Source organism: Rheinheimera sp. UJ63, assembly GCF_021568285.1.
In the GTDB taxonomy this organism is placed as follows: Bacteria; Pseudomonadota; Gammaproteobacteria; order Enterobacterales; family Alteromonadaceae; genus Alishewanella; species Alishewanella maricola.
This window is the reverse complement of record NZ_JAKGTQ010000001.1, coordinates 890,748-905,268: the sequence shown is the minus strand read 5'-3', so window position 1 is coordinate 905,268 and position 14,521 is coordinate 890,748. Positions and strand designations below refer to the sequence as shown.

The window sequence follows — 14,521 nt, the reverse complement described above, 5'->3', positions numbered from 1 at the left end:
ATAAGCATGGCGCAGCGGCTGAATCGCGGCTCAATATACAAAAAGGATTAGGTTTAACCATGAAAAAGCTGTCGAGTGTGCAAAAGAAACAACAAGCGTTAGTCATGGACGTTGTCACCACGCTGGAACAGCAAGCCATGCAGCAATTAGCCGGTGTGCAACAATGTTGGTTTAGCATGGAATACAATGTGTTCCCCAGCTCGCTATTAGTGCGTTTGCAATTTGTAGAGCAGGCGGCGTTAGATGCGGCGCAGGCAGTGTTATTGCCGTGGCAAAAAAAGCTCAGTGGCTTATTGTTGAAAAAGGGCGTAGTGCTAAAAGATATGCGCAAACATTTGGTGTTTACGTTAAGCGGGCCAGAGAGTTAAGGCTGGCCCGCTGCACATTTAGGGTTTGTTTTGCAGGTAATTTAACAGCTCATAATAATCTTCAGCGGTTTTCACATCTTCCGGTAAATCACCATTCACCAGATACTTACCTTTAACCACCACACTGGGTACGCCTTGAATGCGGTTATCGAGCATTTCGCGGTTGGCTTGCTCCATCGCTTGGCGTACGGCTGGCGATTGCGCCAGTTCAGTTAATTGCTTTGGATCGAGCCCATGCTGCTCCATAAACGCATTAATCGCTTTGGTATCGGGCATGGTGTTTTGTTGTTCCCGTGTTTGCCGATACAGTTCAAACAATGGTTCAACTAACTGCTCATTGCCGCTTTGTTGCAAAGCATAAAACACACTCGCATCAAAAGCCCAACGCTCACCTAGGGCGGGGTGCTTGCGTACCAACACCACATCCGGATTGGCTTGCAGATAATTGCGTAAGGTCGGTTCAAAGTTTTGACAATGCGGGCAACCAAGCCAAAAGTATTCAGTAATGTAGCGCTGATGCGCGGCTTCAAGTACCGGGTTGGCTAAAACAGTGTAGTGGCTACCTTCGGTAAACACGCGACTGGGGGCAGCAGGAGCCGCTTGTTCCACGGCCGTTGTCGGAGTATTACTGCTTGGCTCAGGTGAACAGGCGCTGATCATTAAGAAAGCGGAGCTAAGGAGTAAGGTTCGGCGAAAAAACGTCATAAAGATTCCTAATCAGGTTATAAACACCACAGATGCGAGTATCGAGTGTAATCACTTTAGCGCAGCAGCACAATCGCTAGGCTTTACCGCTAGGCTGGGGCTGCCGTTTTTTAACAAGACACGGTATGATAGATTTTTTTCTTACACAGGTTTCAAGCCATGTCGTTTTATTTAGGGGCTTATGCCGCCTCTCCTAATGTATCGGGTTGGGATCCCCAACTTGAAGCTGCTTATTATCAACAGTTAAAAAGCTTAGAATCGGTTCGTGGCTTAGAGCACCCTTTTTTAGGCAGTTTGCATGCGCAGGATGATCAGTGGTTTTTGCAGCATATTGATACTAAGTGGGATTTTGTTTTTACCACTATTCCTGGCGTGATGAACGCTTTAGCCACCTTACCTACATTTGGCTTGGCATCTACGGATGAAGCCGGGCGCGAAGCCGCGATTGCCTTTATGCGCCAAGCGAATCATGCCATTGCTAAGTTGAATACCCATCTGAAACGGCAAGCCGTGACTGCTATTATGCTCCATAGCGCGCCGGCACGGCATAACTGTGCTGGTTCGGCCGCGGCGTTTAAAACATCGATGCAAACCTTGTTAAGTTGGGATTGGCACGGTGCGCGTTTGCTGGTAGAGCATTGTGATGCCTTAATCGACAGCCATGCGCCGTCTAAAGGGTTTTTAAGTTTAACCGATGAGTTAAGCGTGTTATCTGAACTGAATGCCACCCAAGCGCCAGAGCTTCCGCTAGGTGTTGTGATTAACTGGGGCCGTTCAGTGTTAGAAACTCGGCAGCCCGACGGCGCCTTACAGCATATCGTCGCAGCCAAAGCCCAGGGCTTGCTCGCGGGCGTGATGTTCTCGGGTATTTCTGATCAAGCCACCGAATATGGCGCTTGGCGAGACAGCCATCAGCCGGCACAAACGAATGAATTAGTGGCGTTTGGTGAGCCGGGTTCTTGGTTAACCGAGCAAGCAGTGGCAGACACCTTACAAGCTTGCCAAGGGGTTAATTTAGCGGTGCTGGGTTTAAAAATAGGCATTCGCCCACACAGCGCCGATTTAACCTTACGGCTGAATTATTTGCGGGCACAGCTTGGTATGCTGCAACGGCAGGTGGCGCTTTGTCGCTTAAGCTTGGCACACTGATTTCAGTTACTCAATTTGATATAAAGCAGAGGGATATATGAAAGCGATTGGCTATCAACACTCACTAGCAATTAGCGATGCGGCAGCATTATTGGATATTGAAGTACCGCAACCGGTGGCCAGCGGCCATGATGTGTTGGTGAAGATCGCTGCGATCTCGGTTAATCCGGTTGATACAAAAATTCGGCAACGTGTCACACCGCCAGCCGGCGAATATAAAATTTTAGGCTGGGACGCAGCGGGTGAGGTTGTTGCTGTTGGCGAAAAAGTGCAGCATTTTGTGCCGGGCGATAAAGTTTATTACGCCGGTGCACTGCAGCGCTCAGGCTCAAATGCAGAATTTCAGCTGGTGGATGAACGTATTGTCGGCAAAATGCCGGCGAACCTCAGTTATGCAGAAGCGGCAGCTTTACCCTTAACGGCACTAACGGCCTGGGAAATGTTGTTTGACCGCCTAGATATTGCTACGCCTAGCTTAAAGCATCCGAAACCGGTGTTACTGGTGGTTGGGGCTGCCGGTGGTGTCGGTTCAGTATTGTTGCAACTGGCGCGGCAATTAACCACGGTAACGATTGTCGCGACGGCTTCCAGAGCAGAAACGCAAGCCTGGGTGCGAGAGATGGGCGCGCACTATGTAATTGATCACAGTAAGCCGTTGTTAGCGCAGTTGCAGGCGCTGGGTATTGATGCCGTCAGCCATGTGGCGAGTTTAACTCACACTGATGCGCATTATGCTGAATTAGTAAAGGCGCTAGCACCACAGGGCAAGCTCGCATTGATTGACGATCCGGTCGGTGGTTTGGATATTATGCCGTTGAAGCAAAAAAGTATTTCTCTGCATTGGGAGTTTATGTTTACCCGGTCGTTATTTGCTACTGCCGATATGCAGGTACAACATCAGATATTAACCGATCTCGCCAAGCTGATTGAACAAGGCCAAGTCAAAAGCACATTGCAGCAGCAGTTTGGCACCATCAACGCGGCTAACTTACGTAAAGCGCATGCCCTATTAGAAAGCGGTAAAGCCATGGGTAAGATTGTTCTAGCGGGGTTTTAAACGTCAGACCCGACACAGCACAAAGCTTTGTCAGGTCTGCATTAGGGCATTAGGCTATTTGTAAATCAGTACTAAAACTACTGTAATAGGATTTAAATAGCACTTTTTCTAGCGCCAATAACAAGGCCTGATTGATCGGATAATGCTTATTACCCAATTCATAATCTAGCTCGTTGACCTGCTCTTTGGCTGACATCATCATCGGTGGCGGATGCTCAGTCAGCATAATCAGGTGTTGTTGGTACTTTTCTGCTTTATCACTTTTGATCGTTTTACATACCGAAAGTGAGGTTTTGCCCATTTTGTCACGGTATCCTGCCGCACCAAAAACGCGGCAAATACTAGGCCGCTGCTGATATACAGTGCATTGCCCTTGCTTGCCATCAAACGATAGCCGCTGGTAAAAAAAGCAACCAGAAACTTCTGGTAACTCTTCGAGTTGTGTCAGTGTTTGCTCGGCTTTACCCTGATCAAACAGGTGTAATGCCAGCGGTAACATTTCTAGCACGGTCGCTTCAATAGTGGGTTGAGTGCAGCACTCACCACAGCTACTACGACAGCTTAAACCGCTGTCTTGCTGATAACTGGAAAATGTGTCCGCCATTTCGCCATACACAGCCTCAACACGACGCGATAACTCACGCAGTCGTTGCATTTAAGACTCCGAACGAAATAACTAAAGAATAGTCGATAGAAACGGCGATTTGCCGCGGCGCCATTCTAGGGTGCTATGGCCTCTGTCTGCAAGAGGTAGTTGAAAATATAGTCAAAGATCACGTCGGGCAAACTGTAATCGTGCTTTGGGAATATGCAGTAATAAAAAAGTGGAGATGGCCAAAACAAACAATAAGCTAGTGTTTAGCCACTGCACGAAATTGGCCATGTAGTTAAGTTGCAGTAGTAATAACTGCAAGGTAGCCGCAACAGCAAGTAAGGAAAACCGTGGCGTGTAGCGGATCTGCGTGGTCAAACTAATAAATAATGCCTGCAACAACGTGATACTTAACACTAAGGTCATACAGATAAACAAGAGTTTAAGCTTCATGGGGCCCGAGGCAAATAACGGGCTAAATAATAGCAACAAGGCCAGCAAGAAACTGCCGCTATTCAGCCATAAACCATAGCCTGAACTTTGCCGCAGTAAACTAAAACGGGCAAACAAGCTTAAGCAAGCTAAGCTCGCCCCAACACTAATGTAAATAAATACCGCGTTCATTTCCGGATGTAATGGCCATAAGCGACTAAAGGCTTGGCCATTAAGCGTACTTAGCACTAATAAAAAGGCCAGATAAAACCCCGCTAAGGCATACAGTGCCGGTTGATGTTGCTGTACACCCCGGCACAGTGCTAGTAAGGCCAGTAACAGCAGGGCGCCATTAATCATACTGTCATATTGTAACTGCTGATGGCTTGCTTCGAGCAGCGATGCAAGCGAAGAAATGCTTAATTCGGTACCTATCATGGCGGCATCTTCTAGCTTAATTAACACACTGACTTGCTCTGCAATGTCAAAGCGCAGCGGTTGTGAAAAGCTGTAGAGCGGTAAAGGCCGCTCACTAAATGGAAATGCGCTACCGCTACGCCCCAGAAATTGCACGCTAGGGATATCGGTTGCGACTTTATAAAAACTGACTTTGTCGACGGCGAGAAAATGATAGCTCAGCACCGCATCCCATGGTTCAGGGTACGGGTTTTTAATTTTGGCTAACAGCCAAACGGCTTGTTGCGCGGTGATCCTAAGGGTATTTTGTTGGGGAGTTAGCGCGGAAAAGTTATGGAACAACGCGGGGTCGGCGACCAGTTCATTGGCCGACAGTGACACATCGGTGATTTGATACTGTAGCTCGGTTAACCGATGCGGTTGTTGCTGAATAATATCCAAGGTGCCGGCAGCATGAACGCTGCTACATAGGCTTAAGCATAACAAGGCGATGCGGGCTAAGGTCAGAAAACGTGACAAACTGTGAACCTCAGGTTAAAAAATAGGATATGTGCTTACTACTCTAGCAGAGGGTTACGGCTATCAGCCAGATAATCCCCAATTTCGGTCATAAATTCTTTGCCGTAACGACTTAGCTTCGTAAAACCCACCCCTGATACCGCCAGCATGGCGGCGTTATCGGTGGGCAGTTTGTGGCACATATCAATCAGCGTTGCGTCGCTAAATACCACAAAAGGCGGTACGTCATCGCGCTCTGCGATGGCTTTGCGCAGTGTTCGCAGGCGAGCAAATAATACCTTGTCATGTTTTTGTTGGCCAAGCTTCGCCGGCGTTTTACTGCTAGCTTGAAGGCGAGGCACCGCCAGTTGCAGTGGGTGTTCACCTCGCAGCACTGGGCGTGCCGCGGGCAATAAACGTAATACCGAATGCTGAGTAATATCTTGCTGTAACAAGCCAAAGTGAATGAGTTGTCGAAAAATACTTAACCAATAATCATGGCTGAGTTGTTTACCTAGGCCCCAGGTAGAGAGTTTGTCGTGCCCAAGTTCCTGAATTTTATGATTTTGACTGCCACGTAGCACTTCAATCACATGGTGCAGGCCATAGTTTTGGCCTACCCGATAAACACAAGACAACGCCTGTTGCGCAGTTTGGGTGCCATCAAATTGCTGTGGCGGGTTTAAGCAAATATCACAGTTGCCACAGGGTTGTTGCCGTGCTTCGCCAAAGTAATTTAATAACACCAGTCGGCGGCAGGTTTGCGCTTCGGCAAAAGCGGCCATTGATTGAAAGCGCTGCCACGCCACTTCTGCGCGTTGCGGGTTGTCTTCGGCTTCTAACCAGCGTTTCATTCTGGCGATATCAGCCGGATCAAATAACAGCAGTGCTTCTGCCGCCACGCCATCTCGTCCTGCGCGCCCCGTTTCTTGGTAATAAGCTTCAATAGTGCGGGGGAGTTCAAAATGCACCACAAAGCGAATATTCGGTTTATTAACACCCATGCCAAAGGCCACGGTAGCCACAATAATACTGATATCATCACGTTTAAAGGCGTCTTGTACCTGGTCACGTTGGGTTGCGTCATAACCTGCATGATAAGCGGCCACGCGAAAGCCCCGCTCGGCTAATTGCGCGGTGAGTTCATCTACTTTTCGCCGCGAACTGCAGTAAATAATGCCGCTGTTATTCTCTTGTTGTTTCAGATAAGCCAGCAGTTGTTCTAATGGCCGAAACTTCTCTTGTACCGTGTAACGAATATTCGGGCGATCAAAACTGCCGCGATAAATCAGTGGGTTGTTTAGATCGAGTTGTTGCAAGATATCTTGCTGAGTGCCGGGATCAGCGGTGGCGGTTAAGGCCATCACCGGAGTATCAGGAAAACGCTGTTTTAATTGGGCTAAAGCCATGTAGTCAGGGCGGAAATCATGGCCCCACTGCGAAATACAGTGCGCTTCGTCAATAGCAAATAAGCTCACCCCTACTTCTTGTAAACGAGCAATGAAATTGGGTTGCAACAAGCGTTCGGGGGCGACATACAATAATTTCAAACGGCCGTCGTACAGCTGCGTAAAGACCTCTTGCACGGCGTCGCGGCTTAAACTGCTATTGATAAACTCGGCCGCAATACCATTGGCTTTTAACGCATCAACCTGATCTTTCATCAGAGACATTAACGGCGAAACGACTAACGTCACTTTAGGTAGGTGTAGAGCAGGTAATTGATAACAAAGTGATTTACCACCACCGGTTGGCAGTAATACAAAGCAATCACGTTGTTGCATCGCCGCACCAATAATTTCAGCCTGACCTTCACGCCAGGTGTCATAACCAAAGGTTTGTTTTAGGGCGGGTAGCATTTGCTCAAGCACGCGGTGTCGATCTCCGGTAAAAAAGAGGCGTATTGTAAGCAGAAATGCCACAAAGTTATACCCCAGCAGGCTTTGCAGTGAACAACAGAGGCAGTACACTGACAAAAATCCATAAAAATAAGACGATGACATGACTCCTGAACAACTGGTGCCTTACATTGCTGGCGTTTTCAATGAAATGCCCTTTAATAAACTTATCGGTTTAACCGTAACCCGCTTTGATGAGGAAGTGGCTGAAGTGCGCTTTAATTGGGCAGAGCAACTTATTGGCAACCCGCTACAGCAAATTTTGCATGGCGGCGTGATTGCTTCGGTACTGGATGTGGCGGGGGGGCTGATGGCCGTATCCAGTGCCTTAGGTCGCGTGCAGCAAGTTGCGCCAGAGCAGTTGCACGAACGTTTCGGTAAAATGAGTACTATTGATATTCGCACCGATTACTTAAGGCCGGGCCGTGGCAACGTGTTTATTGCTAGCGCCAGAGTGATCCGTGCGGGCAATAAAGTGGCAGTTTGTCGTATGGAATTGCATAACGAGCTGGGTATTCATATCGCGTTGGGTACCGGTACTTATCTGGTGGGGTAGTTGCAAAGTTTGTTTACGCATAAGTCGTAATAAAACAGTCTTAAGGCACACTGCGCTTTCGTTATATTATGCACAAAGTTAAAACAGGTAGGAGCGTCAAGTGCTGAGCTTATTAGATATTATCGCCTTAGTTTGGTTTAGTTTAGCTTGGGGAGGCTACACCCTCTACGCGAAACGCCGCGCGAAAGTGGTGAGTTGTTTGTCATTTGAGCTGCGCCGGAAGCGAAACCATTGGATGCAGCAGATGTTACGGCGTGACAATAAGATGGCGGATGTCGGGCTGATTTCTACCCTTGAGCGCAACGTGACCTTTTTTGCTTCAAGTTGTTTGTTAATTATGGCCGGTTTGCTAACGGTGCTGACATCGAGTGAACGCTTAAACACTATGCTGAGCGGGTTGATCCCGTGGAGCGCGCAAACCGAAACACAAATTCAAATTAAGATTTTGTTGTTAGCGTTGATTTATGTGTTCGCCTTTTTCCAATTTACCTGGTCATTACGCCAATACGGTTTTTGTGGGGTATTAATTGGTGCAGCGCCAGATGGTCGCGAGATGGCGACAGAAGAACAAGATTTGTATACCAGCCGCACGGCCAAGGTGATTGATCAAGCCAACCACTCGTTTAACTATGGTTTGCGCGCCATCTATTTTTCGCTAGCGGCACTTACCTGGTTTATTGATAGCAGTTTGTTTATGGGAGCAACTGTGGTGGTGGTATTGATCTTAAAACACCGAGAGTTTCATTCTAAGGTATTAAAAGCCCTGCAGCAGTGCTAAGGGGTTAAAGCAAACGCCATCGCTTATCACGTAAATAAGCGGTGGCGTGTGATTAATTCCGCTTATTACGGGCTTTCAAAGGCTTTAATAACCCGAACCACACCTTCGACATTACGAGCAATATCAACTGCTTTATCTGCTTCAGGCCCACCTACTAGCCCCATTAAAAACACTTCAGCGTTTTCGGTAACCACTTTGATGTTTAAACCACTGACATCATCATCGGCTAATAACTTACTTTTTACTTTAGTGCCAATCCAGCTATCGCGGGTGCGGGTGGTCAGTGAGGTATTGTTGCCAAGGCGAATTTGGTTATGCACCATTTTTACGCTGGCTATATCTTGCACTAAACGTTGTGCTTGCTCGCGAACTTGCTCGCTCTTGGCTTGGCCGGTGAGCAAAATCACACCATTGTAGCTCGTCACATTCAGATTACTGCCTTTAGCGGTGATGTCGTTATCACCTAATGCTCGGCGCGCTTTTAGCACTATACCGTTATCATCAATTTGCGAACCTAAAGTGCGGCGATCATTAGCGGCGGTCACCGCGGTTGCGCCACCGGCCACCACGGCTGCAGCACAACCTTGTAGCAATAGAATAGCAGCTAAAACACTGGCTAATTTCATCATATTAAAACTCTCCTTGCTGTGGAAACAGCGTCATATCGATCAATTCACAAAGGCAGTGTAGTAAAAAGGTGTAACATTCAATCACCCGTGCCGGACGGTGTGCCGGCACTTTTAATTCAACATCTTGTTGATTTAATAACCCGGATAAATCACTGCTGTTATCTACCGTGAGGGCAATCACTTTCATATCGTTGGTCAGTGCCGCTTCGGTTGCACGGATCAGACTTTGTTCTGCACCATTAAGTGAAATCACCACTAAAATATCCGCAGCTTGGCCTAACGCTTTCACTTGCCTCGCTAAGTAATCATGATTTTGTTGGTTAGCCGGTTGCAGGCTAGAGTGATCCGCTTGTAAAGCAAATGCGGGTAAACACGGGCGCTCGGTTTCAAATTGATCCAATAACAGTTGGGCAAAATGGCTGGCTAAATTAGCGCTGGCCCCTTCGCCACAACAAATCACCTTACCGCCATTAATCAGCGTTTGCACTATCATTAGCGCGCCGCTTTCAATTGGGCCGGCTAACGCTTCGCTGGTGGCGATCATGGTTTGGATATTTTCACTAAACAGGTGTCTGATATGTTCTTGCATCCGGGGTCCTGTTAACTAAAGGCATTTTGCAGCCAGTTATACTGATAGGGCGCTTGGCCTTCAATGGCTACCACATCTATGCGACAAGGCTGTTGGCTAAGTCGATGCTGCTGTTGATAATACTGTACGGCTTTTAACACTTTTTGTCGTTTGGCGGGCGTAATGGCGGCTAATGCCCCACCAAACGCTGTGCTCGCCCGATATTTTACCTCAACGAACACCCAGTAAGGGCCTTGGCGCATAATTAAATCAATTTCACCGAGCTTACAGCTAAAATTCTGTTGCACCAAGCTTAGGCCTTGTTGCTGCAAAAATTGCAGCGCCAAGGCTTCATATTGCTGACCAAGCTCGTTCATGCGGGCTTACGGCTCTTGCACCGCAACCAAACGGTTGCTGCGGTAACTGCCCCAGCTTAATTGCCGGCTAATACTGCCATCGGTGTTGACGGTCAGTCGGCCAGTAAAACCGGGATGGCTTAAACTGGGTAATTGTTGCTGTTGCTTTAGGCTGCCAATAATGTGATAGGCGTCATAGCCCATTGCGAATAATCGCTGCAGGGTTTCATCCTGCTCACTAAACAATGCCAGGTATTGCTGCCGAACCTTTTGACTGTGCTGTTCGTTTAACAACCAAGGCGTTTCGGTAAACGTGAGGCCGTTTAGATCGCGTAAATCATTAGCATCACCGCCGGCGCTGTAGCTGCGAGAACTGGCGTAAATAGGCAGCTTTGGCGCGGTTTGCATCACCGAGACATCGACAAAGGGTTTAAACATTCTGGTTTGCACCGGATCGGCAAGTAAATAAATAGCATCAATATCTAAGCGGCTATGCGCTTCGCTTTCCACACTGCCAGGAATTAAACCGGAGATCAGCCGAATACGCTCGCGGCTGCTATCTGTTTCTAATAACCGAGTAATTAAAGCTTCTAATTCAGCTTTGGCTTCAAATTGGTAGCTCTCGGGTGCCTCATGGCCCAGTGCTTGCCATTGTCGGGTAAAGTGTTGCTGCATACGCTGACTAATGGCATTACGTGAGCTGATGATCACAGGCCGCTTATAATTTTTTTGCGCAAACAATTGCACCATCTGCGCCGCTTCATCTTCCAAATTTAAAGCAAAGTAAAAACGGTCAGGTTGCGCCGGTAATTGACTGTCACGGCTGTTTAAAAATAAGGTTGGGTAAGTCCAATCGGCTTGTTTACTGACTTGTTCTACCTGATCTTTTAACAGAGGGCCAATCACAAAGTCGATTTGCTTCGCTGCTAATTGCTGTTGAATGTCGGTAACCGATTGCTGACTATCAATAAACAGCAGTTCACGGGGTAAGCTGTTATCCGCGCTGGTAGCGGCCAGTAAGCCATATTGAATCGCTTTTGCATGTTGCTGAAATTGACCACTAAGCGGCAATAATACGGCGATACGCTGTGGTTGATAAGGCGTTAGGGCCAATTGCTGTTGTAAAGCCTTTGGTAATTGCGACAAGCTCGGTAACTGCGGATAACGTTGTTGCCATTCGGTTAGCGCATTGTTTAATTGCTCGGGGTTGCCCAGCTTATTGCGTACCACTTCTAATAAATTGAGCCAACCGCGCGCGCGCTGGCCCGCACCCACTTGTAAGTTGGTCAGTTCGCTATGACTTAAGGCACTGAGCTGCGGCCATAACTGTTCATGTAATTCAGCATAGCTGTTTAGTAGCGTAGGGTTGTTGCCGAGCATCTCATCTAATTGCAATAAACTGCGGGCCGCAGCGTAAGCGCGCTGTTGCTGTTGATACAGTTTGGCACTGGACCATAAAAAGGCGGCTTGATCGCTCGGTGCGAGTTGAGTGCGGTTAGTTTGCTCAATCAGTTGTTCGGCTAACGCCAGCTCGTTATGTTGCAGATAAGCTTGTAACAACAGCACCTGATTACGCTGGCGGATCAGCGCACTGTCACTTTGGCGTAAGGTATCGGTAATGGCTAAGGCTAACTCGCTGTTTTGCTCTAACAAGGCGGCTTCGGCGGCTTTTAATAAGCGAATTTGTTGCGCTTCGCCTTGATAAGTTGCGGCTTGAGCTAACAATTGCTCAGCCGAAAGCGTTGCCGGTTCGCGGGTTTCGTCTTTGGCTAGCTCGGTGATCAGCTCGCGCTCAGTCGTGCTACTTTGCTGCGGAATGGTTTGCGCACAGCTGCTGACTAAGGCGGCCAAGGTTAAAATAAATAGCGGCTTAAATTTGCTGGTTTTCACAATGCACAGTACCATAGAGTTTTCGTGGTGTTATCTTACTGACACAACCCGTTAAGCTCAAATAATTAGCGAAATATGACCAAACAAAGCGGTTCTCTTTATGTTGTGGCCACGCCGATAGGCAATCTGGCTGATATTAGCCAGCGGGCGATAGCTACCTTACAGCAGGTTAGCTGTATCGCAGCTGAAGATACTCGGCACAGCGGCAAGTTATTACAACACCTTGGTATCAGCAATCGATTGCTGGCTTTACATGATCACAATGAAAAACAACGCGCCGCCAGCATTATTGAAAAATGCCTTGCTGGTGAAGATGTTGCGTTAATTTCTGATGCCGGCACGCCGTTGATCAGTGACCCCGGTTACAGCCTAGTGCGTTTATGCCGTGAAGCCGGTGTACCCGTAGTGCCGGTTCCTGGTCCTTGTGCTTTGATTACCGCCTTGTGTGCTGCCGGTTTACCGACCGATAAATTTCAATTTATTGGCTTTTTAGCCGCCAAATCGAGCCAACGGCAAAAGCAATTAGCCGATGTTCCAGCCAATGCTGGCACCATTATTTGTTACGATACGGCCCGGCGTATTTTAGATACTTTAGATGATGTTGCCGCAGTACTGGGTGCTGAGCGGCAATTGGTGTTAGCGAAAGAGCTGACCAAAACCTTCGAGCATTTTGCCTATGGCAACGCCGCGCAAATTCAGCATTGGTTGCGCGAAGATCCGCAGCGCTGCCAAGGTGAAATGGTGTTAATGATTGCCGCTGAAGCCGAAAAGCCGGCTTCAGAGATCAGCGCAGAAGCGCAGCGTACGCTGCAACTCCTGTTAGCGGAGTTACCGCTGAAGCAAGCCGCTGCGTTAACTGCACAAATTCATAACGAAAAGAAAAATGTGTTATATCAATTTGCCCTAGGGCTGAAAAGCCCTCATTAAACGCGGCTCAAAAGTAGTAGAGGTTGCGTGCTGCGTCAAAGGTCAGGCTGTCTTCGGCAGTCTGGCCGTTGAAGGCTAACTGAAAAAAACTGCGCACTTGCGAATTCTCCAGTGGCTTACCTTCAAAGTATGCATGCGAAGTGCCGACATGGGCCTGCCCAGTAAAATTAATATAGGTGGCGGTTTTAGATTCTAAGCAGCGTAGGTAATGCCCTAAACGGGCTCTTTGTTTCTCACCCATTTTCATGCGCGATGCCCGTAGCGCACTATCATGTTCATTCAACGTGATATACAAGCGATTGCGACACTGAATATTATCTACCCAGTCAGCGTGCCCCGCGTTGTTCGCATCTGCGGCCACCATCACAATATTATCGAAAATTAACTGATCACCGGCATAAACGCTGGAGCTTAACAAATGTTTGTACAGATAATTGCCCATACTGTGTAGCATCAAATTAATGGTAAAGGGGCAGCGCGCAGCGGCCGCGGCCGTAAAATAGCGATCCCACTTTTCAGCGTCATCACCAAATTTTGCCTCGGTTGTTTGTTCTAATTGTTCGACATAATCAGCATGCAGTTGCTGCACAATACTTTGTAAACGCTCGAGCACCCGGTTAAGTGCGCCTACTGAGGCCAGCGCATCGCGTTTGTCGCTTTTATAACTTAAAACACCTTGTACACCGCCACCATTCGCGGGCCAGCTAAAAATCACCACTTCCAAATTATAGTTTTGCTCAAGCTGCTCTGCGCGATCGAGCACCGAGGCTAAATCGTTATTAAAGCCATGCACATACAACATGAGGTGGCGCGAGGGGGTGTAGGTTTTCAGTTTACTGACCAATTGCTTGGCAACGTACTCACTGGCGAACATGCTGTCTTGATCTTGGGCTTTTTTGGCGCTAACTGCTTGGCCAGCGGCATTCACTCGATCCGGAAAGACATTGATGTGCCATTTTCCATTCACGCGGCTGGCTTCAGCTAAACGTAATTCATTGGGGCCTTCTGCGGGTTTGTCGCCAAAGGCAGTTTTTACGGTGGTTTTGCCTGCATTCACGCGCCGATTGGTAATAATAAACATGTTGGCTCCTTATCGAACTAAGGTAGCGAATAAGGCTGGGAGTCGCTGTTGAGGGGACGTTATCGGGTTAACTATAGTTGGCCATGGCGGCTTTGCCATCGAATGATGGCTCTTAATGCGAGCATTTGTGTTGCAACAGGCAAATATGCTGTTGTCGGCGCGGCTTTTGCGTATAATGGTCAGCGGAGTGGGTCAAGGCAATCGCTGCTTGCGCAAGCAAGGGGAGGAAAGTCCGGGCTCCACAGGGCAGGGTGCCAGGTAACGCCTGGGAGGCGCGAGCCTACGACTAGTGCAACAGAGAGCAAACCGCCGATGGCTCAGTCTTTCTTCGGAAAGCCTGAGATCAGGTAAGGGTGAAAGGGTGCGGTAAGAGCGCACCGCGCGACTGGCAACAGTTCGTGGCACGGTAAACTCCACCCGGAGCAAGATCAAATAGGCCCTCTATGGCGCGGCCCGCGTTGAGGGCGGGTAGATTGCTTGAGGCTTAGGGTGACCTAAGTCCTAGAGGAATGATTGCTACTCTGGCAACAGAGCACAAAACCCGGCTTAATGACCGACTCCCCTAATAAAGAAAACCGCACGTTGCTAAAACAACGTGCGGTTTTTTATTGCGGCGGAGT

General features: G+C 48.3%; 15 protein-coding genes and 1 other RNA gene. 7 read left to right on the top strand and 9 right to left on the bottom strand.

The window, feature by feature from the left end:
- Positions 1 to 59 precede the first annotated feature (59 nt).
- Entirely contained in the window at positions 60 to 368 is a 309-nt protein-coding gene (locus L1N97_RS04245) for a hypothetical protein (protein WP_226752182.1), read from the top strand.
- Positions 369 to 386: 18 nt separating this feature from the next.
- On the opposite strand, the gene L1N97_RS04240 is transcribed toward L1N97_RS04245, so the two are convergent.
- Complete coding sequence (locus L1N97_RS04240; RefSeq protein WP_236128913.1) at positions 387 to 1,073, bottom strand: thiol:disulfide interchange protein DsbA/DsbL; 687 nt, start codon at positions 1,071 to 1,073, stop codon at positions 387 to 389.
- A 159-nt stretch (positions 1,074 to 1,232) separates the two neighbouring features.
- Here L1N97_RS04240 and L1N97_RS04235 point away from each other — a divergent pair, with 159 nt between their 5' ends.
- Both L1N97_RS04235 and L1N97_RS04230 read left to right on the top strand, forming a co-directional pair.
- Positions 1,233 to 2,222, top strand: coding sequence for a DUF4862 family protein (locus L1N97_RS04235; protein ID WP_236128912.1), 990 nt, complete (start codon positions 1,233 to 1,235; stop codon positions 2,220 to 2,222).
- A 37-nt stretch (positions 2,223 to 2,259) separates the two neighbouring features.
- A complete protein-coding gene (locus tag L1N97_RS04230) occupies positions 2,260 to 3,279 on the top strand; it encodes a zinc-binding alcohol dehydrogenase family protein (protein ID WP_229584766.1) in 1,020 nt (339 codons plus the stop codon).
- A gap of 49 nt (positions 3,280 to 3,328) precedes the next feature.
- On the opposite strand, the gene L1N97_RS04225 is transcribed toward L1N97_RS04230, so the two are convergent.
- From L1N97_RS04225 to recQ, 3 genes are all read right to left on the bottom strand, one after another.
- Positions 3,329 to 3,934 (bottom strand): YkgJ family cysteine cluster protein, encoded by a 606-nt coding sequence (locus L1N97_RS04225; protein ID WP_229584767.1) that lies wholly within the window; start codon positions 3,932 to 3,934, stop codon positions 3,329 to 3,331.
- A 111-nt stretch (positions 3,935 to 4,045) separates the two neighbouring features.
- Positions 4,046 to 5,239: a 7TM-DISM domain-containing protein gene (locus L1N97_RS04220; protein ID WP_236128911.1), complete on the bottom strand. Its 1,194-nt coding sequence runs from the start codon at positions 5,237 to 5,239 to the stop codon at positions 4,046 to 4,048.
- Between the two features lie 38 nt (positions 5,240 to 5,277).
- Positions 5,278 to 7,089: a DNA helicase RecQ gene (recQ, locus tag L1N97_RS04215; RefSeq protein WP_229584769.1), complete on the bottom strand. Its 1,812-nt coding sequence runs from the start codon at positions 7,087 to 7,089 to the stop codon at positions 5,278 to 5,280.
- Between the two features lie 130 nt (positions 7,090 to 7,219).
- Here recQ and L1N97_RS04210 point away from each other — a divergent pair, with 130 nt between their 5' ends.
- Complete coding sequence (locus L1N97_RS04210) at positions 7,220 to 7,672, top strand: thioesterase family protein (RefSeq protein WP_229584770.1); 453 nt, start codon at positions 7,220 to 7,222, stop codon at positions 7,670 to 7,672.
- 100 nt (positions 7,673 to 7,772) lie between these two features.
- Positions 7,773 to 8,450 carry a DUF599 domain-containing protein gene (locus L1N97_RS04205; protein WP_229584771.1) on the top strand — a complete coding sequence of 226 codons (678 nt, stop codon included), beginning with the start codon at positions 7,773 to 7,775 and terminating at the stop codon, positions 8,448 to 8,450.
- 65 nt (positions 8,451 to 8,515) lie between these two features.
- Here L1N97_RS04205 and dolP read toward each other — a convergent pair whose 3' ends face one another.
- From dolP to L1N97_RS04185, 4 genes are read right to left on the bottom strand one after another with little or no spacing between them, the layout of a single operon-like run.
- Entirely contained in the window at positions 8,516 to 9,079 is a 564-nt protein-coding gene (dolP, locus tag L1N97_RS04200) for a division/outer membrane stress-associated lipid-binding lipoprotein (RefSeq protein WP_236128910.1), read from the bottom strand.
- 1 nt (position 9,080) lies between these two features.
- Entirely contained in the window at positions 9,081 to 9,668 is a 588-nt protein-coding gene (locus tag L1N97_RS04195; RefSeq protein WP_226752173.1) for an SIS domain-containing protein, read from the bottom strand.
- 11 nt (positions 9,669 to 9,679) lie between these two features.
- Positions 9,680 to 10,024 (bottom strand): YraN family protein, encoded by a 345-nt coding sequence (locus tag L1N97_RS04190; RefSeq protein WP_229584772.1) that lies wholly within the window; start codon positions 10,022 to 10,024, stop codon positions 9,680 to 9,682.
- A gap of 6 nt (positions 10,025 to 10,030) precedes the next feature.
- Positions 10,031 to 11,908, bottom strand: a complete 1,878-nt coding sequence (locus L1N97_RS04185; protein WP_236128909.1) for a penicillin-binding protein activator — start codon at positions 11,906 to 11,908, stop codon at positions 10,031 to 10,033.
- A gap of 60 nt (positions 11,909 to 11,968) precedes the next feature.
- Here L1N97_RS04185 and rsmI point away from each other — a divergent pair, with 60 nt between their 5' ends.
- Positions 11,969 to 12,820, top strand: coding sequence for a 16S rRNA (cytidine(1402)-2'-O)-methyltransferase (gene rsmI, locus L1N97_RS04180; RefSeq protein ID WP_236128908.1), 852 nt, complete (start codon positions 11,969 to 11,971; stop codon positions 12,818 to 12,820).
- A 7-nt stretch (positions 12,821 to 12,827) separates the two neighbouring features.
- On the opposite strand, the gene L1N97_RS04175 is transcribed toward rsmI, so the two are convergent.
- Entirely contained in the window at positions 12,828 to 13,901 is a 1,074-nt protein-coding gene (locus L1N97_RS04175; protein WP_236128907.1) for an alpha/beta hydrolase, read from the bottom strand.
- Positions 13,902 to 14,085: 184 nt separating this feature from the next.
- On the opposite strand from L1N97_RS04175, the gene rnpB reads away from it, so the two are divergent.
- Positions 14,086 to 14,466, top strand: an RNA gene (gene rnpB / locus L1N97_RS04170) — RNase P RNA component class A.
- Positions 14,467 to 14,521 lie beyond the last annotated feature (55 nt).

Excerpts from the sequence above, each read along its gene's own strand:
- L1N97_RS04245 (WP_226752182.1), top strand. The coding sequence starts at position 60 with ATGAAAAAGCTGTCGAGTGTGCAAAAGAAACAACAAGCGTTAGTCATG.
- L1N97_RS04240 (WP_236128913.1), bottom strand. The coding sequence starts at position 1,073 with ATGACGTTTTTTCGCCGAACCTTACTCCTTAGCTCCGCTTTCTTAATG.
- L1N97_RS04235 (WP_236128912.1), top strand. The coding sequence starts at position 1,233 with ATGTCGTTTTATTTAGGGGCTTATGCCGCCTCTCCTAATGTATCGGGT.
- L1N97_RS04230 (WP_229584766.1), top strand. The coding sequence starts at position 2,260 with ATGAAAGCGATTGGCTATCAACACTCACTAGCAATTAGCGATGCGGCA.
- L1N97_RS04225 (WP_229584767.1), bottom strand. The coding sequence starts at position 3,934 with ATGCAACGACTGCGTGAGTTATCGCGTCGTGTTGAGGCTGTGTATGGC.
- L1N97_RS04210 (WP_229584770.1), top strand. The coding sequence starts at position 7,220 with ATGACTCCTGAACAACTGGTGCCTTACATTGCTGGCGTTTTCAATGAA.
- dolP (WP_236128910.1), bottom strand. The coding sequence starts at position 9,079 with ATGATGAAATTAGCCAGTGTTTTAGCTGCTATTCTATTGCTACAAGGT.
- L1N97_RS04195 (WP_226752173.1), bottom strand. The coding sequence starts at position 9,668 with ATGCAAGAACATATCAGACACCTGTTTAGTGAAAATATCCAAACCATG.
- L1N97_RS04190 (WP_229584772.1), bottom strand. The coding sequence starts at position 10,024 with ATGAACGAGCTTGGTCAGCAATATGAAGCCTTGGCGCTGCAATTTTTG.
- L1N97_RS04185 (WP_236128909.1), bottom strand. The coding sequence starts at position 11,908 with ATGGTACTGTGCATTGTGAAAACCAGCAAATTTAAGCCGCTATTTATT.
- rsmI (WP_236128908.1), top strand. The coding sequence starts at position 11,969 with ATGACCAAACAAAGCGGTTCTCTTTATGTTGTGGCCACGCCGATAGGC.
- L1N97_RS04175 (WP_236128907.1), bottom strand. The coding sequence starts at position 13,901 with ATGTTTATTATTACCAATCGGCGCGTGAATGCAGGCAAAACCACCGTA.